This window comes from Pseudomonas sp. ok272, from assembly GCF_900109995.1.
GTDB lineage: Bacteria > Pseudomonadota > Gammaproteobacteria > Pseudomonadales > Pseudomonadaceae > Aquipseudomonas.
This window is the reverse complement of sequence record NZ_FOCB01000013.1, coordinates 107,119-132,414: the sequence shown is the minus strand read 5'-3', so window position 1 is coordinate 132,414 and position 25,296 is coordinate 107,119. Positions and strand designations below refer to the sequence as shown.

Genomic DNA, 25,296 nt, shown 5'->3' with positions numbered 1-25,296 from the left:
CGGGGCGAGACCTTTTGGTTCCTTTGGGCTGGGCCGGCACTCCGGCGTTTGCCAAAAGGGACTCGCCGTAAGGGCGAAACCATAAGCAGCCGTTACCGCAGCAACGGATATGTACACCCGCCAGAGCCAGGCCGGCTGTCAGGCCGCCTTCGCGACGGTGCGGCGATCCGACAAGCCCGCTCCCACAATTTAGATCGTGGTACATCCGCCAGAGCTAGGCCGGCCGGGAGGCCGCCTTCGCGAGCAAGCCCGCTCCCACAGTTTTGGATTGGGGTACATCCGCCAGAGCTAGACCGGCCAGAAGGCCCCACAGTAGATCGAGTGCACCCGCAAAATACTGACCGGCTGCCAGGCGCACTCCCACAGATCCACCCCGCCACAACAAAAAACCCCGCACATCTCTCGAAGGCGGGGTCTTGGTACAACCGTGAACCCTAAGGCGCGTACGTCAGCAACAACTCCGCCGGCACCTTGAAATCCAGCGACATCATCACACTCAACGCCGTGATGGTGAAGATCGAGAACACAAACAACTTGCGTGCCCAGACCGTATCATCCACCGCCTTGTAACCCGTCCAGGCCATGTACAACCAATACATGCCCATCGCCGCGGCCACCGCCAGATAACTCATCCCGGCATAGCCACTGAAGGTCAACATCAAGGTCGCCACCAGGAAGGCCAGGATGTAGATCAGAATGTGCTTCTTCGCCACCTTGATCCCGCGCTTGACCGGCAGCACCGGAATCGATGCCGCCAGGTAATCATTGAAGCGAAAGATCGCAATGGCATAAGAATGCGGCATCTGCCACAGGCTGAACATCACCAGCAACGTCAGCGCCGCCATGTCAAAGCTGTTCGTCACCGCCACGTAACCAATCACCGGCGGCATCGCCCCCGACAAACTGCCCACCAGCGTGCCGTGAACCGACTTGCGCTTGAGGTACAGGCTGTAGAAGCCGACATAGATGACAAAGCCGATCACCGCGAACAACGCCGCCAACGGATTGGCCACCGCGTACAGCAGCGCGACGCCGGCAACCCCCAGGACCGTCGCGTAGACCAGCGCCAGCTTCAGGGAGATCAAGCCCTGCACCAGCACCCGGTTCTTGGTGCGCTCCATCTTCAGGTCAATGTCACGGTCGATGCAGTTGTTGAACACGCAACCCGACGCCACGACCAGGGACGTGCCGATCATCGCCGCCAGGAAGATGGCCAGGTCGACATGCCCTTTGGAGGCCAAGAAGAACCCGCCTGCCACAGAAAGCACGTTACCGAAAATGATCCCCGGCTTGGTGATTTGGATAAAGTGCTTTAAGGACATCCGGATTTTCCTCAGTGCGCCATCATGACAGTGTGGATGCTCAACATGATCCACAGCGACAGGCCTACCAACAGGACAATGACCAAGGCGGCGAAGATAAACGCGATCACGTTGTTACGCTGGGCAGCGGAACGGTCCAGGTGCAGGAAGTACACCAAGTGCACCAGCACCTGGATCACGGCGAAGGCCAGGACGATCCACAGGGTCACGACTTTTGGCAGCGATGGGTACATCACTAGGCCAAACGGAATGACGGTCAGGATCACCGACAGGATGAAGCCGATGGCATAGGACTTGACGCTGCCGTGGCCGGCGTCGTGGCCATCATGGGAATGAGCGTTAGCCATTACAGAGTCCCCATCAGGTAAACAACGGTGAAGACGCAGATCCACACCACGTCCAGGAAGTGCCAGAACAGGCTCAGGCAGCTCAGGCGAGTCTTGTTGGTGGCCGTCAGACCGTTCTTCTGCACCTGATACATCATGATCGCCATCCAGATCAGGCCGCTGGTCACGTGCAGCCCGTGGGTGCCGACCAGGGTGAAGAACCCGGACAGGAAGCCCGAACGGCTAGGGCCGTAGCCCTCGGAGATCAGCATGTGGAACTCGTTGATCTCCATGCCGATGAAGCCGGCACCGAACAGGAAGGTCATGGCCAGCCAGCCCAGGACCTGGTTCTTCTTGCCCTTGAACAGCGCCAGCATGGCGAAGCCGTAGGTGATCGAGCTGAACAGCAGCAGCGCGGTTTCACCCAGCACGTACGGCAGCTCGAAGATGTCGTGGCCCGACGGGCCACCGGCAACGTTGTTTACCAGTACCGCGTACACCGCGAAGATCGACGCAAACAGGATGCAGTCGGTCATCAGGTAGAGCCAGAAACCGAAGACGGTCATCTCGCCCGCGTCGTGGTGATGGTCATCGTGCCCATGTCCATCGACATGGGTGTGTCCAGCATTGGTCACTAAGTTCGACATGGTTTAAGCCTGTTCCAACGAGGTTTCAACACGGGTAGCACCGGCCGGGATCGCTTTGGCGGCGATCAGGCGTTGGCGCTGCTCGGCTTCGATGCGTTCGATTGTTTCAACCGGCACCATGTAGCCCTGGTCATCGCGGGCAGCGTGGATCACGAAATAGATCACGGTGCCGGCGAGGCCAGCGATGGCCAACCACCAGATGTGCCAGATCATCGCGAAGCCGAACACGGTCAACAGTGCCCCCATGACCACGCCGGTCGCGGTGTTGTTGGGCATGTGGATCGGCTCGTACTTGGCCGGAGCCTGGTACGCGGTGCCGTTTTCCTTGGCTTCGGTGAACGGGTCGATGCTTTCAGCCTTAGGCAGCACGGCGAAGTTGTAGAACGGTGGCGGCGACGAGGTCGACCATTCCAGCGTGTGGGCATTCCATGGATCGCCCGCTTCGCACATGTTTTCCGGCTTCTTGCGGTCACGCACACTGACGTACAACTGGATCAACTGGCAGGCAATACCGATGGCGATCAGCACCGCGCCGACCATGGCCACGTACAGGTACGGGGTCCACTCCGGGTTGGTGGTGCTGTTCAGGCGACGGGTCATGCCCATGAAGCCCAGTGCATAGAGCGGCATGAACGCGACGAAGAAGCCCGAGATCCAGAACCAGAACGCAGCCTTGCCCCACCCTTCGTGCAGCTTGAAGCCGAACGCTTTAGGGAAGTAGAAGCCGAAACCGGCGATGTAGCCGAACACGGCGCCGCCGATGATCACGTTGTGGAAGTGAGCGATCACGAACAGGCTGTTGTGCAGCACGAAGTCCGCGCCCGGGATGGCCAGCAGGACGCCGGTCATGCCGCCGATGGCGAAGGTCACCATGAAGCCCAGGGTCCACAGGACCTGGCTGGTGAAGCGCAGTCGCCCGCGATAGATGGTGAACAGCCAGTTGAAGAGCTTCACCCCCGTCGGGATCGAGATCAGCATCGTCGCCAGGCCGAAGAAGGCGTTGACGTTGGCCCCCGAGCCCATGGTGAAGAAGTGGTGCAGCCAGACCATGAAGCCCAGGATCGAGATCGCGCCACTGGCGTAGATCATCGAGTGGTGGCCGAACAGGCGCTTGCCGGAGAAGGTCGAGATGACTTCGGAGAAGATCCCGAACGCCGGCAGAATCAGGATGTACACCTCCGGATGCCCCCAGGCCCAGAACAGGTTGACGTACATCATCGGATTTCCACCAAGCTCATTGGTGAAGATGTGGAAATCCATGTAACGGTCAAGCGTCAGCAGTGCCAGGGTAGCGGTCAGGATCGGGAAGGACGCGACGATCAGGACGTTGGCCCAGGTGCAGGTCCAGGTGAAGATCGGCATGTCCATCAGCTTCATGCCCGGGGTACGCATTTTCAGCACGGTGGCCAGGAAGTTGACCCCGGTTAATGTCGTACCTAGCCCCGATAGCTGTAGCGCCCAGATGTAGTAGTCCACACCCACGCCTGGGCTGTAGCCCAGTTCCGACAGCGGTGGATAGGCGACCCAACCGGTACGGGCGAATTCGCCGACGCCCAGGGACAGGTTCACCAGCACGACGCCGGAGACCAACAGCCAGAAGCTCAGGGAGTTGAGGAACGGGTACGCCACGTCACGCGCGCCGATTTGCAGCGGCACGGCCAGGTTCATCAGGCCGGTGAAGAACGGCATCGCCATGAAGATGATCATGATCACACCGTGGGCGGTGAAGATCTGGTCATAGTGTTCAGGCGGCAGGTAGCCCGGCGAACCCTCGGTGGCCATGGCCAACTGGGAACGCATCATGATCGCGTCGGCAAAGCCGCGCAGCAGCATGACCATGGCGACGATGATGTACATCACGCCGATTTTCTTGTGGTCGACCGAGGTCAACCACTCGGTCCACAGGTAGGTCCACTTCTTGTAGTAGGTGATCAACCCGAACACCGCCAGACCACCGAGGGCGATCATGGCGATGGTCACCATCACGATCGGCTCGTGGAATGGGATCGCTTCCCAACTTAATTTACCAAACATCGTTTACTCCTCTGCCCCGGCAGCTGAATGCGAACTCATGTCCATGCCTTCCATACCGGCACCGGCCACTTCATGTTCTTGCTTCTCGTGGTGCATCGGCTTGCCTGGTTTCATGCCTTCGTACTTGTCGACGATGGTCTGGAACAGGTTCGGCGTGAACGAGGAGTAGAGCTCGACCGGGTTGTTCTGGCTGGGCTTGGAAAGGGCTTCGTATTCAGCTTTTTCAAGCTGTTTAGGTGCCTTTTTGACTTCACTGACCCAGGCGTCGAAATCTTCCTGGCTCGTGGCGATAGCCTTGAATTTCATGCCGGTGAAACCAGCGCCGCTGTAGTTGGCGGAGATGCCTTCAAGCTCGGTGTTCTGGTTGGCGATCAGGTGCAGCTTGGTCTGCATGCCTGCCATCGCGTAGATCTGGCCGCCCAGGCCCGGGATGAAGAACGAGTTCATCACGGTGTCGGAGGTGACTTTGAAGTTGATCGGGGTATGGGCCGGGAACACGATCTTGTTGACCGTGGCGATGCCTTGTTCGGGGTAGATGAACAGCCACTTCCAGTCCATCGCGACCACCTCGATGGTGACCGGCTTGACGTCCGAATCCAGCGGGCGATAAGGGTCCAGGGCGTGGGTCGACTTGTAGGTGACGTAACCCAGGGCAATGATGATCAGCACCGGAACCGTCCACACCGCGACTTCGATCTTGGTGGAGTGGGACCATTTCGGTGCGTAGTCGGCGTTCTGGTTCGAGGCGCGATACTTCCAGGCGAAGGCGAAGGTCATGACGATGACCGGGACCACGACCAGGAGCATCAGCAGCGTGGCGGTGATGATCAGGTTGCGCTCATCCAGGCCCACCTGGCCCTTGGGATCGAGCAAGGTCATGTTGCAGCCTCCCAGCAACAACGTGCCGAGCAGCGGCACTAGGCCTAGTAATCTGGGGTACCTGTTTTTACTCATCTCACGACCTCTAAAGCAGCTTGCGCAATGCAGTTGGGTTTTGATCGCCAACACTTCACCCTGCCAAGGGTTGGCATTTTTCTTGGATTGAATAAGGGTTGCCCGTCGTGCGCTAAGCGCTGAACGACACATCCCGGGCGAACGGTGAGTTCTTATTCGAATTCGTGGGCAAAGGCCTAGTTACAGACCAATTCCATTTGGTGCGGATTATGGGAAGGCGCCGACACCTGGGGTCGCACGAAACGATGACGCTGCTTCTCGACCACCCTTCTCTGCTCAGGGGTGAGCAGTGCCGGAATTTCAATGCGGGCGATTGTAGATATGTAACGTTTTATAAACCATGTCTCATCTAGAAATAATTTTTATCGAATGCAGCAACAATCACTAACCGTTCTTGTGATGATCCTCGACGATATCGAGATTCATTCCCAATAATAATCCCAAGTTTTGCCGGTCTACTGGACGCAGTTCAGACAGCTTCTGCGAATATAGATAGCTCCCTAAGTGAGCGAAACCCCCATTTTATAAGGCCCTTGGCCATTCGCCCGAGCCTGTTAAAACTGCCTGTTAGGGCGCGGCTGGCGCTTTCAGTAAAAGCCCATCCGCGGGTTAATAATTTGTATCTTGTAGTGACTAAAAAACACCGCCGAAATGAATTGCGACACTCGCACTGTGACAACATGTCGCATACTTGTCACACGTTCTCTTGCTGCGCATCACGATTCTTTTACCCCGCCACAGAAACGACAACGCCCCGGCCTCTTTACAGAGGCCGGGGCGTTGTGTTGAACCGGGCGCGGGTCAGTCGAAGGCTTCAGCCCAGGTGTTTGCGGTTACGCGCTACCAGCAGGGGCACCAGCACCACGGTCAGTACAAAGGCCACCAGCGCCCACTGCGCCAGTGACAGGCCGAGGATCGGCGGGTAAGGCGTGGAGCAGAAACCGTCGACCTGGAAGCCCAGCGGGAAGAGCGTGGCCAATGGCAGGCTGTCGACAATCGGCTGCAACACATCGATACCGCAGCTGACAGCAGGATAGAACTGGGTGTAGACGTGATGGGCCGCCGTGGCAGCGCCCGCCAGGGCAAAGATCACCACCAGCCCTTCGAAGACCGTGATGCTGCGCCGGGTGCGCATCGCCGCACCGGCAAACGCACTGAGGGCGATCAGCAGCAGGGCATACCGCTGCAGGATGCACAGCGGGCACGGCGCCTCGCCCAACACCACTTGCATGTACAGCGCGCCACCGATCAGCGCCAGGCAGATCACCCCCAGCAACACCAGGAAGCGCCGCTCACGGCCCAACCGCATCATTTCCTCGTTCATTCGTGTTTTCCTTTGTCATGAATGCAGGCGATGGTCGCCAGTCTACACGCGAGCCCGGACATGCGGCACGCGGCGTGTGGTCGGAACTATCAGGGGATTGTGCAGGAGGGAATTAACCGCGGATTAAACAGTGGGTTCTGTGGTGGGGCAAATGTCGCCATCGCGAGCAGGCTCGCTCCCACATTGGATCTGGGCCATACGCATGATGTGTGCACAGCACGGTCTTTGTGGGAGCGAGCCTGCTCGCGAAGCAGGCAACTCGGTCTGTCTTACTCCAACGCAGCCGCCGGCCCGAAGAACTCATAGCGGCTCTGCTGCTCCGGTACGCCCAACGCCTTGAGGTGGCGCTTGATCACGGCCATGAACCCTTTAGGCCCCAGGAAGTAAGCGTCCAGGTCGCGCTGCTCAGGCAGCCACTGGCCCAATTGCTCCTGACTCAACAAGCCGACCTGGTGCCCTGCCGGGCTGACACCATCATCCTCGGCATAGCAATAGAATCGTTTGAGCTGTGGATAACGTTCGGCCAACGCGTCCACCCAATCGCGGAACGCATGCACGCTGCCATTGCGCGCGCAGTGGATAAAGTGCACCGGGCGCTCGGTGGCCAGCGCCGCTTCGAGCATCGCCAGGGTCGGGGTGATGCCGACGCCGCCGCTGATCAGCACCAACGGCTTGTCGCTGGCGGCCAGGGTGAACTCACCCGCCGGCGGGAACAGCTGGATGCTGGCGCCGACCTGGAACTGGTCGTGCAGGTAGTTGGACGCGCGGCCACCGGCTTCGCGCTTGACGCTGATACGGTACTGGCCGTCGGTGCCCAGGGAGGACAGCGAGTAGTTGCGGCGTATTTCTTCACCGTCCAGCACCAGTTGCATGCCGATGTACTGGCCCGGCTCTGCGGCGAGAATCGGCCCCTGGTCTGCCGGCGCAAAGTAGAACGAGGTGATTTCCGCGCTTTCTTGTACGCGTTTGACCAAGGTGAATGCCCGCGCCCCGCGCCAGCCACCGGGTGCCTGGGCCTTTTGCTCGTAGATCGCCGCCTCGGCGCCCATCAGGATATCGGCCAGTTGCCCGTAGGCCGCGCCCCAGGCAGCCATCACCTCAGGCGTGGCGATCTCATCGCCCAGCACCTCAGAGATCGCCCGCAGCAGGCAACTGCCGACAATCGGGTAATGCTCGGGGAGGATTTGCAGGGCCACGTGCTTATTGATGATCTTGGCCACCAGGTCGCCCAACTGATCGAGTTGGTCGATGTGCCGCGCATACATCAACACCCCATTGGCCAGGGCCCGGGGTTGATCGCCGCTGGCTTGGTGCGCCTGATTGAACAGCGGACGCACTTCGGGGTACTCGGACAGCATCATCCGGTAGAAATGGCTGATCAGGGCTTCGCCACCGCTTTCCAGCAGCGGCACGGTGGATTTGACGATGGCACGGTCTTGGGCACTCAGCATAAGGGGTCACTCCTGAACGACTGCTGTTTTAGATGAACTACCCTTTACCTATCAGTTTTCGTGCCAAATATTAAAATCATATAAATCAACAATTTAAAACAAGTGTAGTCATATAGACATCGACTACTTTATAGTCGATTCGACTACACGGAGTCATTATGACTGCAAAATCCCTGCTCACCGCCCTGCTGCCCCTGGTCGCCGATCTCTCCCGCGAACTGCCCGAGCGCGAGCGCTACCGCCGCCTGCTCGAAGCCATGCGCACCCTGCTGCCCTGCGACGCCGCCGCCCTGCTGCGCCTGGACGGTGAGTGGCTGGTGCCCCTGGCCGTGGACGGCCTGAGCACCGACACCCTCGGGCGCCGCTTCAAGGTCAGCGAGCATCCACGTTTCGAGGCCCTGCTCGCCAGCCCTGGCCCCACGCGTTTTGCCGCCGACAGCGAACTGCCCGACCCCTATGACGGCCTGGTCGATGGTCACGTGGATCACCTGCACGTCCACGACTGCATGGGCTGCCCGCTGTTCATCGATGAGCGTCCCTGGGGCCTGCTGACCCTCGATGCCCTGGACCCGGCCCGGTTCGAGGCCGTCGAACTGGACGCCCTGCACGCCTTCGCCAGCCTCGCCGCCGCGACCGTCAACGCCGCCGAGCGCATCGAGCGCCTGGCCCTGCGCGCCGAAGACGAGCATCAGCGCGCCGAGGTCTATCGCCAGGCCAGCGGCCAGCAGCCGCGCGAGATGATCGGCCAGAGCAAGGCGCTCAAGCGTTTGGTGGAGGAGGTCACACTGGTCGGCGGCAGTGACCTGACCGTGCTGATCACCGGCGAAACCGGGGTCGGCAAGGAGCTGGTGGCCCAGGCCATTCACGCCGCCTCCCCGCGCTGCGAGCAACCCATCATCAGCCTCAACTGCGCCGCGCTGCCCGACACCCTGGTGGAAAGCGAGCTGTTTGGACATGTACGCGGCGCCTTCACCGGCGCCACCAACGACCGGCGCGGCAAGTTCGAACTGGCCAACGGCGGCACCTTGTTTCTCGATGAAGTCGGCGAATTGTCGCTGACGGTGCAGGCCAAGCTGCTGCGCGTGCTGCAAAGCGGCCAGTTGCAACGCCTGGGCTCGGACCAGGAGCACCGGGTCGACGTGCGCCTGATCGCCGCCACCAACCGCGACCTGGCCGAAGAGGTGCGCAACGGCCGATACCGCGCCGACTTCTACCACCGCCTGAGTGTCTACCCGCTGCGGGTGCCCGCGTTGCGTGAACGCGGGCGCGATGTGCTGTTGCTGGCCGGCTACTTCCTGGAGCAGAACCGCTCGCGCATGGGCTTGAACAGCCTGCGCCTGACCGGCGACGCCCAGGCGGCACTGCTGGCCTACCACTGGCCGGGCAATGTGCGCGAACTGGAACACCTGATCGGCCGCAGTGCCTTGAAAGCCTTGGGCAACTGCCCCGAGCGGCCGAAAATCCTCAGCCTGGACGCCGCCGACCTGGACCTGCCCCACGACACCCCGGTCGCCGCCCCGACCGCCAGCACAGCGCTGCCTGAGGTGCCAATGGTCGGTGGCGACCTGCGCCTGGCCACCGACAACTACCAGCGCCAATTGATCAGCGCCTGCCTTGAGCGCCACCAACACAACTGGGCCAGCGCCGCCCGTGAGCTAGGCTTGGACCGGGCGAACCTGGGGCGCATGGCCAAGCGGTTGGGGATGAAGTGAGGGCCTCATCGCGAGCAGGCTCGCCCCCACAGGGGATTGTCGCTGTGTGAGCGTGTCTCTGACGATCAGCTATTGTGGGAGCGAGCCGGCTCGCGAAAGGGCCCGATCCTTCATCCAATAAACTAAAGCCCGCCCCAAATACGTCGATAACCCGGCATCACTCGTTTTTGGCGATGCCCACCCTCGCCCACCACCTTTTCCAGAGAAGGTTTTTATGTCCTCCAACAAAGCCCGCGCAGACTCACTCTCGCTCCTGCTGTTCACCCTGCGCAGCGGCAAGCTGATGGCGATCAACCTGCTCAAAGTCAGTGAAATCATCCCCTGCCCGCCGCTGACCAAGCTGCCGGAGTCCCACCCCCACGTCAAAGGCATCGCCACCTTGCGCGGCGCGTCACTGGCGGTGATCGACCTGAGCCGGGCCATCGGCGAGCGGCCGCTGGAAGACCCCGACGGCGGCTGCCTGATCGTCACTGACATCAGCCGCTCCAAGCAGGGCCTGCACGTGCAGGCGGTGAGCAAGATCGTCCACTGCCTGACCACCGACATCCGCCCACCGCCCTACGGCTCGGGCGGCGTGCGCTCCTACATCACCGGCGTGACGTCGGTCGACGGCACGCTGGTGCAAGTGCTCGATATCGAGAAGGTGATCCACGGGATCGCCCCGCCACCGGTGGAAATGGCCCCCACTGAACTGAGCATGGAAGACGCCGAGGTCCTCGGCACGGCGCGCATCCTGGTGGTCGATGACAGCCAGACCGCCCTGCAACAGTCGGTGCACACCCTGCGCAACCTCGGCCTGCACTGCCACACCGCCCGCAGCGCCAAGGACGCGATCGACTGCTTGCTGGAGCTGCAAGGCACCGCCGCGCAAATCAACCTGATTGTCTCGGACATCGAGATGTCGGAAATGGACGGCTACGCCTTCACCCGTACCCTGCGCGAGACCCCCGACTTCGCCCACCTGTACGTGCTGCTGCACACCTCCCTGGACAGCGCGATGAACAGCGAGAAAGCCCGCCTGGCCGGGGCCAACGCGGTACTGACCAAATTCTCCTCGCCGGAGCTGACCAAGTGCCTGGTCGACGCTGCCAAGGCGGTGGCCCAGCAAGGTTACTGAGACGTGAGCGAGACGTTCTGCCTGTTGATGCGCCGTGACCTGGGCGGCGAACTGCCCGCCGCCCTCTGGCCGGCGGGGATCCATCTGAGCGAGTACCGTCCGGCCGTGGCCGACGTCGTGCACCATCTGCTGTGTGTGGGCTATCAGGACGGCAGCGGCCAGGTGCCGGCGCTCGATACCTGGCGCGCACGCTTTGAGACCGACGCCGAATACGCTCCCTCCCTGTGCTTGATCGCCGCCGACGCCCAGGGCATCGTCGGCGTGGCCCAGGGCTGGACCAGCGCGTACCTCAAGGACCTGGTGGTGCACCCCCGTGCCCAGGGACAAGGACTGGGCCGGGCGCTGCTGCTGCATTCGTTCAAGATGTTTCAACAACGCCGCGAACGCTGTATGGATTTGAAGGTACTGGAAGACAACCACCGGGCGCGGCGATTGTATGAAAGCGCCGGGATGCGGGTGGTGTGCCGCGAGCCTGTGCCTACCTGATCGGTCGCCTTCGCGAGCAGGCTCGCTCCCACATGAGTGCCCCGCCGATACCTATGTCACACCGCGAAACTATTGTGGGAGCGAGCCTGCTCGCGAAGGGGCCCAGAGCGGCGAACTCAATCCCTAAGCCATACTCCAACCTGGGTCATCCCCCACCCAGGACCGCCACCATGAAAACCCCAACCCTGCTGTTCATCGCCCTCACCGCCGTCGCCACCCAGGCCCACGCCGCCAGCCCCAACGCCTGGGCCGCCTACGACAAGGCGGTGCTGGCCGCCTGCACCCAGGCCAGCCAACTCAGCCAGAGCAAACCCGTGGGTAACGCCGCGCAGTTCGATGACCGCGTGGGCTACACCGCCCTGTTGCTGCAAGGCCAGTACCCGCAGAAACACATGAAGGGCCAGCAAGGCCTGGAGCTGTGCCTGTACAACAAGCAGGCCAAGACCGCCCAGGTCACGGAGTGGGACTCGGTCGGCGCCGCCCTCAAGGCGCGCTAACTAGCCCCGGCGCTGCCAGAACTCCCGCGCCAGCGCTAGCAGGTCTTGCGCCAGCGCCGCCACATCCTGGGAGTTGACCTGGCTCTGCTGGCCAGCGATCACCGTCACGTCGCTGGCCTGGCGAATGCCACTGATGTTGCGGTTGATGTCTTCGCTGACCGCGCTCTGTTCCTCGACGGCGGCAGCGATCTGTACGCTCATTTCGGTGATCTGATTGACCTGCTGGCTGATGCCGTCCAGCGCGGCCGCCGCGCGCTCGGCCTGATCGACGCTGCTTTGCACATGCTGGCTGCTTTGCGCCATGGCTTGCACGGCGTCGTGGGCACCGTCTTGCAGGGCGCTGATCATGCGCTGGATCTCGTTGGTCGACTGTTGCGTGCGCTGGGCCAGCCCGCGGACCTCATCGGCTACCACCGCAAAGCCACGTCCCGCATCGCCGGCACGGGCCGCCTCGATGGCAGCGTTGAGCGCCAGCAGATTGGTTTGCTCGGCGATGCTGCGAATGACTTCCAGCACCCCGGAAATGTCGCTGCTGCGCCCCTCAAGCTGATGAATCACCTGCGCCGCGCGCATCAGTTCGTCAGCCATCAGCAGCACCGCACTGCGACTCTCCCCGACCAACTCATGACCGTCACGGGTTGCACCTTCGGCGCAACTGGCCGCCTCCGAGGCGTGCTGCGCATGACTGGCAACCTCTGCAACGCTGACGGCCATCTGATGGATCGCCGCGGCCACCTGATCGGTCTGCGCCTGTTGTTCGAGGATGCTGACGTGACTGCTGTGCAAATGCGCCACCAGTTCGGCGGCAAGTCCGGACAAGCGCTGCGACGCATCGCCGATGCGCCCGACGGCGGCGCCCACCTGGGCCTCCTGCATCTGCAGGGCAAACTCGATCTGGCCCACGGCATCCCGCCGTCCGGTGTAGATGTGCTGGCTCAGCGGGTTGTCGGCGATGTCCCGGGCGCGTTGAGTCAGGCGGGCCAGGGGCCGCAGCAGCACGTTGACGCCCAGGCCGGTCGCCGCCGCCCCCAGCGCCAGCAACAGGGGCAGCCACCACGGCGAGTCACTCGCCAGCCACGGTACAAGCAGCATGACCGGAAGCCACACCGCGCAACACATCGCCCACAGCTTGAGCCCCAGCCCCGCGGCAGGTAACCGCTGGTGCAGCGGCGAACGTTGGCTGCGCAGCCGGGCATAGGCCCGTTCCGCCGCCGCGACCTGCCGGGCACTGGGCTTGGTCCTGACCGACTGATACTCCACCGCTACACCGTCCCGGGTCATGGGGGTGACGTAGGCGCTGACCCAATAGTGATCGCCGTTCTTGCAGCGGTTCTTCACCATGCCCATCCACGACCGCCCGCTCTTGAGCGTGCCCCACATATGGGCAAATGCCCCCGATGGCATGTCCGGGTGACGTAGCAGGTTGTGCGGCGACCCCAGCAACTCTTCGCGGCTGTAGCCGCTGATGTCGATGAAGTCCGCGTTGGCGTAGGTGATGGCGCTGGTCAGATCGGTGGTCGAGAGGATGTTCGCATCAGGGGCAACGTCCACATTTCGCCCAGAAACCGGAAGGTTGATCTTCATTGGGAGGCGCGCTCGTTTTTTATGAGAAGAGTCGGCAGGACTGCTGACTCTAAGCGCACTGATTCCACAATTACTGATCTGGCTCAGTAAATGAGCACTTAGCCATCACTGACGTCAAAAATCGTCAATCATGACCTGCGAGCCGCAAAGGACTCAGCGCTTGCCCATCGAACGACGCGTGCCCGGTGGCGCGGCGCCTGGGGTTTTGGTGTGGCCGTTCTTGGCGCCGTTCTTGTACCACGGCTGGTTGCCGCCCTTGGCAGCCGCCAGTTCACCTGGTTTGAACGGGAACTTGAAGGCCGGGATAGCCGGTTGGCTGTCGCTGTCGGCGCTGGAGTCGACGCTGTCGGGCAGGTTGGCCTGCTCGTCTGGCGCAGGCGTTTGTGTCGGGGAAGTCATGAATGCTCCGGTGTTGCATTGAGTCCGGCCCCGATGATGGGCCGCGAAAGGCGCCAGTATACCTGCGCGGCCCGTCTGCTGCCCGCGACCTTTACTGACAGCGCTGTCAGTTAGCCGTCACGGTCCTGACCGGATCGGCGGGCTATAACTGACACTGCGCTCAGGCGCTGGAGATAGACTGTGGGAGCGAGCCTGCTCGCGAAGGCGGTGCATATCGACTGACACGCCCTTTTCGCGAGCAGGCTCGCTCCCACAGGTTTCGAACCTTGAGCGACCTCACCCACCCGGCCCCGGCGATTGACTCAGATGCCCAGCAAAAAACCCTTCCTTGTACTCTGCGCCATCGTCGCCGTGCTGGCTGCCGGCTTGTGGGCCATGACCCGGCCGACAAGCTCCAAGCTCAAGGCCAGCACGGCGATCCCGGTGCGCGTGGTCAGTGTCGCCGAGCGCGATGTACCGCGTTTTGTCAGCGGTATTGGCTCGGTGCTGTCGTTACACAGTGTGATCATTCGCCCGCAGATCGACGGCATCCTCACCCGCCTGCTGGTCAAGGAAGGACAGCCGGTCAAGGCCGGGGACCTGCTGGCCACCATCGACGACCGCTCGATCCGTGCCAGCCTCGATCAGGCCCGCGCACTGTTGGGCGAAAGCCAGGCCCAGTTGCAGGTGGCCGAGGTCAACCTCAAGCGCTACAAACTGCTGAGCGTCGATGACGGTGTGTCCAAGCAGACCTACGACCAGCAACAAGCGCTGGTCAACCAATTGCGCGCCACCCTGCTTGGCAACCAGGCCGCCATCGATGCCGCGCAAGTGCAGCTGTCCTACACGCAGATTCGCTCCCCCGTCACCGGCCGGGTCGGTATTCGTAATGTCGATGAAGGCAACTTCCTGCGCACCGCCGATGCCACCGGGCTGTTCTCGGTGACCCAGATCGACCCCATCGCCATCGAGTTTTCCCTGCCCCAGCAAATGCTGCCGACCCTGCAAGGGCTGATCAACACCACCCCGGCAGCCAAGGTCAACGCCTACCTGGGCGCCGACACCGATGGCCAGACGGGCGTGCTGCTGGGTGAGGGCCACCTGAGCCTGATCGACAACCAGATCAACGCCAACACCGGCACCCTGCGTGCCAAGGCCGAGTTCAACAATGCCGGACAGACCCTGTGGCCGGGGCAACTGGTGACCATCAAGATCCAGACGGGCCTGGACCAGGGCGCCCTGGTGGTGCCGCCGACGGTGGTCCAACGTGGGCTGGACGAGCATTTCGTGTACCGGGTCAAGGGCGATAAGGTCGAGTCGGTGCCGGTGCAGATGGTCTATCAGGACAGCGACCTGAACATCATCAAGGGCGTGCAGGCCGGGGACGTGCTGGTCAGCGACGGCCAGTCGCGGCTCAAGCCGGGGGCGAGCGTGCAGGTCGTGCGTGACCCGCCCGCGTTGACCCAGGCCAACACCGAGCAACAGCCATGAAGGCGCACCGTGGCGTCAGTGCCTGGTGCATCGACCACCCGGTGGCCACGGTCCTGCTGACCTTTGCCCTGGTGCTGCTGGGCCTGATCGCCTTCCCGCGCCTGCCGGTGGCGCCGCTGCCGGAGGCCGAGTTCCCGACGATCCAGGTCAGTGCCGCGCTGCCCGGCGCCAGCCCCGACACCATGGCCTCGTCCGTGGCCACGCCCCTGGAGGTGCAATTCAGCGCCATCCCCGGCATGACCCAGATGACCTCCAGCAGTGCCTTGGGTTCGACCAACCTGACCCTGCAGTTCACCCTCGACAAAAGCATCGACACCGCCGCCCAGGAAGTCCAGGCGGCGATCAACACCGCCGCCGGCAAACTGCCCAAGGACATGCCCACGCTCCCGACCTGGCGCAAGGTCAACCCGGCCGACAGCCCGGTGCTGATCCTCAGCGTCAGCTCGACCCAGATGCCCGGCACCGAACTGAGCGACTACGCCGAAACCTTGCTGGCGCGCCAATTGAGCCAGATCGACGGCGTCGGCCAGATCAACATCACCGGCCAGCAACGCCCGGCGATCCGCGTCCAGGCCTCGGCGGACAAACTCGCGGCCATCGGCCTGACCCTGGCCGACATCCGCCTGGCCATCCAGAACACCAGCCTCAACCTGGCCAAGGGCGCGCTGTACGGCGAGTCGAGCATCTCCACCTTGTCGACCAACGACCAGTTGTTCCACCCCGAGGAATACGGTCAGTTGATTGTTTCCTACAAGGACGGTGCACCGGTCCAGTTGCGGGACGTGGCCAAGGTCATCAACGGTTCGGAAGACGCCTACGTGCAGGCCTGGTCCGGCGACCGGCCGGGGGTCAACCTGGTGATCTCGCGTCAGCCCGGTGCCAACATTGTCGACACCGTGGACCGGATCCAGGCCGCCCTGCCGGGCCTGGAGGCGATGCTCCCGGCCTCGGTACAGGTCAACGTGCTGATCGACCGCACCCAGACCATCCGCGCCTCGTTGCATGAAGTGGAGTTGACCCTGCTGATCGCCATTGTGCTGGTGGTGGCGGTGATGGCGCTGTTCCTGCGCCAGCTCTCGGCAACCCTGATTGTCACCGCCGTGCTGGCGGTGTCGCTGATCGCCAGCTTCGCCCTGATGTACGTGATGGGGTTCAGCCTGAACAACCTGACCCTGGTGGCGATCGTGATCGCCGTGGGGTTTGTGGTCGACGATGCGATTGTGGTGGTGGAGAACATTCACCGCCACCTGGAGGCCGGCGATGGCATGCGCGAGGCGGCGATCAAGGGCGCCGGCGAGATTGGCTTCACGGTGGTGTCCATCAGCTTCTCGTTGGTGGCGGCGTTCATTCCGCTGCTGTTCATGGGCGGCGTGGTCGGGCGACTGTTCAAGGAGTTCGCCCTGACCGCCACCTCGACCATCCTGATTTCGGTGGTGGTGTCCCTGACCCTGGCGCCGACCCTCGCCGCGCTGTTCATGCGCGCGCCCAAGCACGACGCCCAGGCCAGGCCCGGTTTCAGTGAGCGCCTGCTGGGGTTCTACGAACGCGGCTTGCGTCGCGCCCTGGACCACCAGAAATGGATGCTTGGGATCTTCGGCCTCACGCTGGGCCTGGCCATCGCGGGCTATGTGTATATCCCCAAGGGGTTCTTTCCGATCCAGGACACCGGTTTTATCCTCGGCACCACCGAGGCCGCTGCCGACATTTCCTACAACGACATGGTGAAAAAACACCTGGCGATGGCCGAGATAGTCGCCGCCGACCCCGCCGTGCAAGCGTTTTCACACTCGGTGGGGGTTTCGGGCAGCAACCAGACCATCGCCAACGGCCGCTTCTGGATCGCCCTCAAACCACGGGGCGAGCGCGACGTCTCGGCCAGCCAGTTCATCGACCGGATCCGCCCCAAGCTGATGGCCGTCCCCGGCATCGTCCTGTACCTGCGCGCCGGGCAAGACATCAACCTCAGTTCCGGTCCCAGCCGCGCCCAGTATCAATACGTGCTCAAGAGCAACGACGGTCCCACGCTCAACCTGTGGACCCAGCGCCTGACCGAGAAACTGCGCGGCATCCCGGCCTTTCGTGACATCTCCAACGACCTGCAACTGGGCGGCAGCATCACCCACATCAGCATCGACCGCGCGGCGGCGGCACGCTTCGGCCTGACCGCCAGCGATGTCGACGAGGCGCTCTACGACGCCTTCGGCCAGCGCCAGGTCAATGAGTTTCAGACCCAGATCAACCAGTACAACGTGATCCTGGAACTCGATACCCGGCAACGGGGCAAGGCCGAGAGCCTGGCGTTTTTCTACCTGCGCTCACCGCTCAGCGGCGACATGGTGCCGCTGTCGGCGCTGGCCCGTTTCGACCCGCCGACGGTCGGCCCGCTGTCCATCGCCCACGACGGCATGTTCCCGGCCGCCAACCTGTCGTTCAACCTGGCGCCCGGCGTGGCGCTGGGCGACGCGGTGATCCTGCTCAACCAGGCCAAGGCCGAGATCGGCATGCCGGCCTCGATCAACGGCAACTTCCAGGGCGCGGCCCAGGCGTTCCAGAGTTCACTGGCCAGCCAGCCGTGGCTGATCCTCGCGGCGCTGGTGGCGGTGTACATCATTCTCGGCGTGCTCTATGAGAGCTTTGTGCACCCGCTGACGATCATCTCGACCTTGCCCTCGGCCGGCCTCGGGGCGGTGATGATGCTGTGGATCCTTGGCCAGGACTTCTCGATCATGGCGCTGATCGGCCTGGTGCTGCTGATCGGTATCGTCAAGAAGAACGGCATCCTGATGATCGACTTCGCGCTCGACGCCCAACGCAATGGCGGGCTGTCACCGCAAGAGGCGATCTTCAAGGCCTGTATCACCCGGTTCCGGCCGATCATCATGACCACCCTGGCCGCCCTGCTCGGCGCCCTGCCGCTGATGCTCGGCCACGGCACCGGCGCCGAAATGCGCCAGCCGCTGGGCATCGCGGTGGTCGGTGGCTTGTTGGTCAGCCAGGCGCTGACGCTGTTTACTACGCCGGTCATATACTTGACGCTTGAGCGGCTGTTCCATCGGCCCACGCCCGCGCCCGCGCTGGCGAACACACACTGAGGCGGGTCATGCGTGTCCTGATTATCGAAGACGAAGAGAAAACCGCGGACTACCTGTACCGCGGCCTGACGGAGCAAGGCTACACCGTGGACCTGGCCCCCGATGGCGTCGAAGGCCTGCACCTGGCGCTGGAAAACGACTACGCAGTGATCATCCTCGATGTGATGCTGCCGGGCCTGGACGGCTACGGCGTACTGCGCGCCCTGCGTGCGCGCAAACAGACACCGGTGATCATGCTCACCGCCCGCGAGCGGGTGGAAGACCGCGTCCGCGGCCTGCGCGAAGGCGCCGACGATTACCTGGGCAAGCCGTTTTCCTTCCTCGAACTGGTCGCCCGCCTGCAAGCCCTGACCCGGCGCAGCGGTGGCCACGAGCCGGTGCAAGTGACCGTCGCCGACCTGTGGATCGACCTGATCAGCCGCAAGGCGACCCGCGCCGGCACGCGACTGGACCTGACCGCCAAGGAGTTCTCGCTGCTCAGCGTCCTGGCCCGGCGCCAGGGTGAAATCCTCTCCAAGACCTCGATTGCCGAGATGGTCTGGGACATCAATTTCGACAGCGACGCCAACGTCGTCGAAGTGGCGATCAAGCGCCTGCGGGCGAAAATCGACGGGCCATTCGAAGAGAAGCTGCTGCACACCATCCGTGGCATGGGCTATGTGCTGGAGAGCCGCAGTGCCTCGTAACTCCATCGCCTTGCGCCTGAGCGGGATGTTCACGCTGGTGGCGGCGCTGGTGTTCCTGTTGATCGGCTGGGCGTTGTACCAGCAGGTCGACAAAGGCCTGGGCCTGTTGCCGGAAGCCGAGCTGGACGCGCGCTACAGCGTGCTCGAATCCAGCCTGGGACGCTTCGGCACGCCGGAGCACTGGGTCAAGATCACCAGCAAGCTCAACCTGCTGGGCGAAGAAGACAAGCGCATCAATTTCTGGGTCATCAGCGGCGACCCGGCGTACGAGTACGGCAACGTCACCCCACCGATCCGCGCCTTCGCCCAAGGTCCGCTGGGCATGCGCGACCTGCACCTGCCGGGCCAGCCCTACCCGCTCAAAGTGCTGGTCAGCCAGCTCCCGGCCAAGGACCAGCGTCCGCCGCTACGCTTCATGATCGGCATCGACACCCAGACCGTCTATGAAACCCAGCATCACCTGCTGGTGGCCCTGATCAGCCTGGCCATCGTCGGTGTACTGTTGGCCTCGGCCTTGGGCTACTGGGTCGCCCGGATCGGCCTCAAACCGCTGATCAAACTGTCCGACGAAGTCCAGCGCCTGGCCCCTCCACTGCTGTCGGCGCGCCTGCAGTTGTCACCGTTGCCGCCAGAACTCAATCAGTTCGTCAGCTCGTTCAACTCCACCCTAGAACGGGTCGAGCAGGCGTACACGCGGCTGGAGTCGTTCAACGCCGACGTCGCCCATGAACTGCGCTCGCCCCTGACCAACCTGATCGGCCAGACCCAAGTGGCGCTGACACGCGGACGTTCGGCCGAACACTACTTTGAAGTGCTGCAATCGAACCTCGAAGAGCTGGAACGCCTGCGCAGCATCATCAACGACATGCTGTTCCTGGCCAGCGCCGACCAGGGCAGCAAAGCCACCCAACTCACCGCCACCTCGCTGGCCGCAGAAGTGGCCACGACCCTGGACTATCTGGACTTCATCCTCGAAGACGCCCAGGTCAAGGTGCACGTCAGTGGCGACGCCCTGGTGCGAATCGAAATCGCCCACCTGCGCCGAGCCCTGATCAACCTGCTGAACAACGCCGTGCAACACACCGAGCCCGGGCAAGTCATCGAGGTGCACATCGAAGCCCAGGAAGGCCGGGTACGCCTGGGCGTCGCCAACCCCGGCGAACCGATTGCCCGCGAGCACCTGACGCGGCTGTTCGAACGCTTCTATCGGGTCGACGCCTCACGCAGCAACAGCGGCGCCAACCATGGCCTGGGCCTGGCCATCGTCAAGGCAATAGCCCTGATGCACGGCGGCGATGTGTTTGCGCGCAGCGATGCTGGGATCAACACGTTTGGCATCTACCTGCCGGTGTGAGCTTGCTTGCGAAAGCCGTCAGGCAGAGAACTCGATACTGAGTGTCGGGCCGCTTTCGCCGGCAAGCCGCCCTCGCTCCCACAGAGGATCGAATACACCCGAGAAACATTGGTCGGCCGGAAGGCCGTCTTCGCGACGATGCGGCAATCCCACAAGGGATAATCGTTGCCTGGCTGTACACAGGACCAACCACTATTGCCGCTGACGCAACAGTCCTTTATCCAATCCACGCTGTTTCCCCCGCCTCTTGCCCCTTATCTTTGCCCGCACCAAACAGCACTTGCCAAGCAAGAAGGTCCTAAAGATGTCCAACAGTATGGGTATTGCCAGCGCGTTCGTTTTGTCGTCCCTGTTCCTCTCGCCGCTCGTCATGGCCGAGGAATCGCCGGCCTTTGTCGCGCACAACACCGCACGCGCCGCCGCCTTCGACCAGGCCCAGGCCGAACTGACCGCCAAGGCCCAAGCCCCATCCCAAGCCCCACAGGCAACGTTCAATCAAGCACAGCCACAGGCTGAAAAAGACAGCTGATTGCCAAGCCCCATCGCTTTCCCCGGACACTTGATCAGGCTCTTTCCCTCATCCAGTTGTCTTCCAGGCCGCTGCTATCAGCGGCTTTTTTTATGCTGTTTGAAAGCCCCGCCACCGATAACCACTGAACAAAAAACACCCTGACCACAAACACTACTGACCCCAGGCACTGCGCCTCACCGCCCCCTTCAAACCACCGTTCGTTGCAATCGCCGCAACGATAGCGACCTGGCCACCAACGATGACAATTACCCCCTGAACGGCACCGCATGACCTGGAGCGGCGGCTGGGGCTGGCCTTTTTCAGCCCCGGGATTTATATAGAGGCTTGGAAAAATAATCACTGAACTGATATCTGCCATGCCTCCCGAATCCGTTCGGGTACTACGCTGAAGACGTCCCCGTGCAGAAATCAGAACCATGACCCCCAGCCGCACGCACCTCCCCGTGACAGGTAATACCCGTCGGCCAGAGTTCATGCTGATTCTCGGTAGCTCACTGACCGTCATCGCCATCCTGGCCATCGTCACCTTCCTGCTGATTCGCGAACACGCCAACGCCATGCAGTCGGCCACCCGCTCGGCGACCAACATCGTGCAACTGATCAACGCCGATGTACTGCGCAACGTCGAACTCTATGACTTGGCGCTGCAAGGGTTGGTCGCGGCCTCCCAGCGTGACGACTTGCAAGGGGTCTCACCGCAGATCCGCCACCTGGTGCTGTTCGACCGTTCAAGCAGCGCGCGCTTCAAAGGCGACCTGTTGTTGCTCGACAAGCAGGGCAACGTGATCGCCGACTCATCGCTGCTCACGCCCAAGCCGGGGAACTTCGCCGACCGAGATTACTTCCAGGCCCATGTGCGCAGCAGCGACACCGGCCTGTTCATCAGCCGCCCGTTCAAGCCGCGCTGCGACTGTCCCGACGCCGATGAATGGCGCATCAGCTTCAGCCGGCGCATTTCCTCGCCCAGCGGTGAGTTTCTCGGCGTCGCGGTGGCGTCAATGCGCCTGGCGTACTTTAACGAACTGCTCAGCGCCCTGAACATCGGCATCGACAGCACCCTCAATGTGCTCGACAAGGACGGCATCCTGCTGGCGCAAGTACCGATGCTGGAAACCGACAGCATTGGCCGCAGCTATGGCGCCCGACCCAACGTGGCGCGGATGCTGCGCGAAGGCACCGGCAGCTTCAGCAGCATCTCCAGCCTGGACCAGCGCGGCCGCCTGTACACCTTCTCCCGTGTTGGCAATCTACCGCTGACGGTCAGCGTGGCCCTGTCGCTGGACGAGGTGTTCGCCACCTGGAAGCGCACGGCCTACATCATCAGCGGCGCAACCGGGGCGCTGTGCATCGGTCTGATGTGGCTGACCTTGCTGCTGTGCCGCGAGTTGCGCCTGCGCCATCACGCCGAGAAGGAGTTGGCACAACAGGCGGCCGTCGACGCCCTCACCGGCGTCGCCAACCGGCGCACCCTGGACCAGGTGCTGAAACGCGAATGGTCCCGCGCCATGCGTTCGGGCAAGCCGCTGTCGGTGCTGATGATCGATGCTGACCACTTCAAGGCCTTCAACGACCGCCACGGCCATCAGGGAGGTGACGATGCGCTGCGGGTACTGGCCAAGGTCATCGGCGAAAACATCCGTCGTCCCGCCGATCTTGTGGCCCGGTACGGCGGCGAGGAATTTGCCGTGGTGCTGGCCGAGACTGACGCCGCCGGCGCCTTGCGCACGGCCGAAAAGATCCGCGCAGCGGTCGAGCACATGTCGTCGTTCGAGGGCGATGAATCGCCGATGACCGTCAGCATCGGCCTCAGCACCTCCACCGCTGAACCAGGCCAGGACCTGGAGAACCTGATGCACACCGCCGACAAGGCGCTGTATGAGGCCAAGCGCCGCGGGCGCAATTGCGTGGTCAGTGCGCTGGGGTAATCGGTTCGGTGGATCGCCTCTTCGCGGGCAAGCCTCGCTCCTACAAGCGTTATGCCGGCATCCGCCTCGACACCCGGGCATAAAAAAAGGCCACCCGAAGGCAGCCCTTAAAAACTAGAGAGGTTTTTGGTTACACGGCCGCAACTGGACGCATGTAAGAGATCGGTGCAGTGCTGGCATCGTCGAAGGTCACAACTTCCCAAGCATCTGTCTGCTCAATCAATTTGCGCAGAAGCTGGTTGTTCAGTGCATGGCCCGACTTGAAACCCTTGAACTCACCAATCAGGCTATTGCCCAGCAGGTAGAGGTCGCCAATGGCGTCGAGGATCTTGTGCTTCACGAATTCGTCTTCATAGCGAAGGCCGTCTTCGTTCAGTACACCATCCGCATCCACCACGATGGCGTTTTCAACGCTACCGCCGAGTGCGAGGTTGTGCTTGCGCAGGTACTCGATATCACTCATGAAACCGAAGGTCCGGGCGCGGCTGACTTCTTTTACAAACGAAGTGCTGGAAAAATCCACGCTGGCACTTTGGGTGCGGTCACGGAACACTGGGTGATCAAAATCGATCTCGAAGCTCACCTTGAAGCCTTCGAAAGGGACGAAAGTGGCGCGCTTGTCGCCATCTTCCACTGTCACTTCACGCAGGATGCGGATGAACTTCTTCGGCGCGTCCTGTTCTTCCAGGCCGGCCGATTGAATCAGGAATACGAAAGGTCCAGCGCTACCATCCATGATCGGGACTTCGGACGCGGAGAGCTCGACGTAGGCGTTATCGATGCCCAGGCCAGCCATGGCCGAGAGCAAATGCTCCACCGTGTCTACTTTGACGTCACCGTTGACCAGAGTGGTCGACATCGTGGTTTCGCCAACGTTTTCTGCGCGAGCAGGGATCTGCACCACAGGGTCCAGGTCGGCACGACAAAACACGATGCCGGTGTCGACGGGCGCAGGCTTGAGGGTCAGGTATACCTTCTCCCCAGAGTGCAGGCCTACACCTGTGGCACGGATAATATTTTTCAGGGTGCGTTGTTTAATCATGGCTTGGACCGCTTCAGCGCAAATTGCGAACTGGTATCAACAAAGGCTGGCGATAATAGCAGACCAGACCTTTGCTGAACACCAATCACCTTCATAGCCCTGATACATTCCATCAATCGGCCTGACGACGCAGGAAGGCCGGGATGTCCAGGTAGTCCAGATCGTCTTGCGGATTGAGCTTCGCCGCTGCCGCGACACCGGCCTGGGCCTGGTTGCGCATGACGGTTGGACGATCCAGGTCACGGTAGTTGACCGACGGCAGGTCCTGGCGAGGTGCCGGGGCGGGTGCGGTCGACAGGGTCGTGTGGACGGTGTTGTCGATAACCTTCACCGGCTTCTCGATCTTCGCGCCCAGGCCCGTGGCAACCACGGTCACGTGCAGCTCGTCGCGCATGTCCGGGTCGATCACAGTGCCGACCTTGACCATCGCGTGCTCGGAAGCGAAGGCTTCGATGATGCTACCCACGTCGGAGTACTCACCCAGGGACAGGTCAGGACCGGCGGTGATGTTCACCAGGATGCCGCGTGCACCTTGCAGGTTCACGTCTTCGAGCAATGGATTGCGGATGGCCGCTTCGGTGGCCTCGCGTGCACGGTTCGGACCGCTGGCGCAGCCAGTGCCCATCATCGCCATGCCCATTTCGCTCATCACGGTACGCACGTCGGCAAAGTCGACGTTGATCATGCCCGGACGCTTGATGATGTCGGAGATACCGCGAACGGCACCGGCCAGTACATCGTCAGCCTTGGCAAACGCCGACAGCAGGCTGGCGTCCTTGCCCAGGATGGTCAGCAGCTTCTCATTGGGAATGGTGATCAACGAGTCGACGCTTTCGGACAACAGGCGGATGCCTTCGTCGGCCAGTTGCATGCGCTTGCGACCTTCGAACGGGAACGGACGGGTCACGACCGCAACGGTCAGGATCCCCATTTCCTTGGCCACTTCGGCAATGATCGGTGCCGCACCGGTACCGGTACCACCGCCCATGCCCGTGGTGATGAACACCATGTTGGTGCCTTGCAGCACTTCGGCAATGCGCTCGCGGTCTTCCAGGGCGGCCTGACGACCTACCTCAGGATTTGCGCCGGCACCCAGGCCTTTGGTCACGCTGGTGCCCAGTTGCAGGATGGTCCGCGCGCTGATGCTCTTGAGCGCCTGGGCATCAGTGTTGGCGCAGATGAATTCAACGCCTTCAATGTTGCTCTTGACCATGTGGTTGACAGCGTTGCCGCCGCCTCCGCCAACACCGATAACTTTAATGACCGGGCTTGCGGGGATGTTGTCTACGAGTTCGAACATTTTCCCTCTCCTTACGTTCTCTAGTTTTTTTCGCCTACTGCC

21 protein-coding genes and 2 pseudogenes are annotated in these 25,296 nt (G+C 62.2%); 10 read left to right on the top strand and 13 right to left on the bottom strand.

Going from position 1 to position 25,296, the window contains the following annotated elements; genetic code table 11:
- Positions 1–434 precede the first annotated feature (434 nt).
- The 7 genes from cyoE to hmpA form a co-directional block, all read right to left on the bottom strand.
- Entirely contained in the window at positions 435–1,322 is an 888-nt protein-coding gene (gene cyoE, locus BMW74_RS18810; RefSeq protein WP_093424963.1) for a heme o synthase, read from the bottom strand.
- An 11-nt stretch (positions 1,323–1,333) separates the two neighbouring features.
- Entirely contained in the window at positions 1,334–1,669 is a 336-nt protein-coding gene (cyoD, locus tag BMW74_RS18805) for a cytochrome o ubiquinol oxidase subunit IV (protein WP_093424960.1), read from the bottom strand.
- Positions 1,669–2,295 (bottom strand): cytochrome o ubiquinol oxidase subunit III, encoded by a 627-nt coding sequence (locus BMW74_RS18800; RefSeq protein WP_093424958.1) that lies wholly within the window; start codon positions 2,293–2,295, stop codon positions 1,669–1,671. The genes cyoD and BMW74_RS18800 overlap by 1 nt, the downstream gene beginning before the upstream one ends.
- Before the next feature lie 3 nt (positions 2,296–2,298).
- Positions 2,299–4,329, bottom strand: coding sequence for a cytochrome o ubiquinol oxidase subunit I (cyoB, locus tag BMW74_RS18795; protein WP_093424955.1), 2,031 nt, complete (start codon positions 4,327–4,329; stop codon positions 2,299–2,301).
- Between the two features lie 3 nt (positions 4,330–4,332).
- Positions 4,333–5,283, bottom strand: coding sequence for a ubiquinol oxidase subunit II (gene cyoA / locus BMW74_RS18790; protein ID WP_093424952.1), 951 nt, complete (start codon positions 5,281–5,283; stop codon positions 4,333–4,335).
- 814 nt (positions 5,284–6,097) lie between these two features.
- A complete protein-coding gene (locus BMW74_RS18780; protein WP_093424949.1) occupies positions 6,098–6,607 on the bottom strand; it encodes a disulfide bond formation protein B in 510 nt (169 codons plus the stop codon).
- Positions 6,608–6,876: 269 nt separating this feature from the next.
- Positions 6,877–8,058 carry an NO-inducible flavohemoprotein gene (gene hmpA, locus BMW74_RS18775; RefSeq protein WP_093424946.1) on the bottom strand — a complete coding sequence of 394 codons (1,182 nt, stop codon included), beginning with the start codon at positions 8,056–8,058 and terminating at the stop codon, positions 6,877–6,879.
- A 158-nt stretch (positions 8,059–8,216) separates the two neighbouring features.
- On the opposite strand from hmpA, the gene norR reads away from it, so the two are divergent.
- The 4 genes from norR (at position 8,217) to BMW74_RS18755 (ending at position 11,870) form a co-directional block, all read left to right on the top strand.
- The gene (gene norR, locus BMW74_RS18770; RefSeq protein WP_093424943.1) at positions 8,217–9,770 is read left to right on the top strand and encodes a nitric oxide reductase transcriptional regulator NorR; all 1,554 of its coding nucleotides are present in this window, start codon (positions 8,217–8,219) and stop codon (positions 9,768–9,770) included.
- Positions 9,771–9,984: 214 nt separating this feature from the next.
- Complete coding sequence (locus tag BMW74_RS18765; protein WP_093424940.1) at positions 9,985–10,887, top strand: chemotaxis protein CheV; 903 nt, start codon at positions 9,985–9,987, stop codon at positions 10,885–10,887.
- 3 nt (positions 10,888–10,890) lie between these two features.
- Positions 10,891–11,373, top strand: coding sequence for a GNAT family N-acetyltransferase (locus BMW74_RS18760; protein ID WP_175479257.1), 483 nt, complete (start codon positions 10,891–10,893; stop codon positions 11,371–11,373).
- Positions 11,374–11,543: 170 nt separating this feature from the next.
- Positions 11,544–11,870 (top strand): hypothetical protein, encoded by a 327-nt coding sequence (locus tag BMW74_RS18755; protein ID WP_093424938.1) that lies wholly within the window; start codon positions 11,544–11,546, stop codon positions 11,868–11,870.
- Here the strand turns inward: BMW74_RS18755 and BMW74_RS25775 are convergent.
- The 3 genes and pseudogenes from BMW74_RS25775 to BMW74_RS18745 all read right to left on the bottom strand — a co-directional run.
- Positions 11,871–12,869: pseudogene (locus tag BMW74_RS25775) on the bottom strand (methyl-accepting chemotaxis protein); the annotation flags it as partial.
- 303 nt (positions 12,870–13,172) lie between these two features.
- Positions 13,173–13,454: pseudogene (locus tag BMW74_RS25770) on the bottom strand (PAS domain-containing protein); the annotation flags it as partial.
- A gap of 153 nt (positions 13,455–13,607) precedes the next feature.
- Positions 13,608–13,853: a hypothetical protein gene (locus BMW74_RS18745; protein ID WP_093424932.1), complete on the bottom strand. Its 246-nt coding sequence runs from the start codon at positions 13,851–13,853 to the stop codon at positions 13,608–13,610.
- 306 nt (positions 13,854–14,159) lie between these two features.
- Between BMW74_RS18745 and BMW74_RS18740 the strand changes: the two genes are divergently transcribed.
- From BMW74_RS18740 to BMW74_RS18720, 5 genes are all read left to right on the top strand, one after another.
- Positions 14,160–15,323 carry an efflux RND transporter periplasmic adaptor subunit gene (locus BMW74_RS18740; RefSeq protein ID WP_093424930.1) on the top strand — a complete coding sequence of 388 codons (1,164 nt, stop codon included), beginning with the start codon at positions 14,160–14,162 and terminating at the stop codon, positions 15,321–15,323.
- Positions 15,320–18,415 (top strand): multidrug efflux RND transporter permease subunit, encoded by a 3,096-nt coding sequence (locus BMW74_RS18735; protein WP_093424926.1) that lies wholly within the window; start codon positions 15,320–15,322, stop codon positions 18,413–18,415. The genes BMW74_RS18740 and BMW74_RS18735 overlap by 4 nt, the downstream gene beginning before the upstream one ends.
- A gap of 8 nt (positions 18,416–18,423) precedes the next feature.
- Positions 18,424–19,101, top strand: coding sequence for a heavy metal response regulator transcription factor (locus BMW74_RS18730; protein WP_093424922.1), 678 nt, complete (start codon positions 18,424–18,426; stop codon positions 19,099–19,101).
- Positions 19,091–20,455 carry a heavy metal sensor histidine kinase gene (locus BMW74_RS18725; RefSeq protein WP_093424918.1) on the top strand — a complete coding sequence of 455 codons (1,365 nt, stop codon included), beginning with the start codon at positions 19,091–19,093 and terminating at the stop codon, positions 20,453–20,455. Before BMW74_RS18730 ends, BMW74_RS18725 begins: the two co-directional genes overlap by 11 nt.
- Positions 20,456–20,759: 304 nt before the next feature.
- On the top strand, positions 20,760–20,984 hold the full coding sequence (locus BMW74_RS18720; RefSeq protein WP_093424915.1) for a hypothetical protein: 225 nt from the start codon (positions 20,760–20,762) through the stop codon (positions 20,982–20,984).
- Between the two features lie 34 nt (positions 20,985–21,018).
- Here BMW74_RS18720 and BMW74_RS24945 read toward each other — a convergent pair whose 3' ends face one another.
- Positions 21,019–21,345: a hypothetical protein gene (locus BMW74_RS24945; RefSeq protein ID WP_139208429.1), complete on the bottom strand. Its 327-nt coding sequence runs from the start codon at positions 21,343–21,345 to the stop codon at positions 21,019–21,021.
- 58 nt (positions 21,346–21,403) lie between these two features.
- Here BMW74_RS24945 and BMW74_RS18715 point away from each other — a divergent pair, with 58 nt between their 5' ends.
- The gene (locus BMW74_RS18715; RefSeq protein WP_093424912.1) at positions 21,404–22,912 is read left to right on the top strand and encodes a sensor domain-containing diguanylate cyclase; all 1,509 of its coding nucleotides are present in this window, start codon (positions 21,404–21,406) and stop codon (positions 22,910–22,912) included.
- 130 nt (positions 22,913–23,042) lie between these two features.
- Here BMW74_RS18715 and lpxC read toward each other — a convergent pair whose 3' ends face one another.
- On the bottom strand, positions 23,043–23,954 hold the full coding sequence (gene lpxC, locus BMW74_RS18710) for a UDP-3-O-acyl-N-acetylglucosamine deacetylase (RefSeq protein WP_093424909.1): 912 nt from the start codon (positions 23,952–23,954) through the stop codon (positions 23,043–23,045).
- Positions 23,955–24,066: 112 nt separating this feature from the next.
- A complete protein-coding gene (ftsZ, locus tag BMW74_RS18705; protein ID WP_093424905.1) occupies positions 24,067–25,254 on the bottom strand; it encodes a cell division protein FtsZ in 1,188 nt (395 codons plus the stop codon).
- Positions 25,255–25,296: the final 42 nt, after the last annotated feature.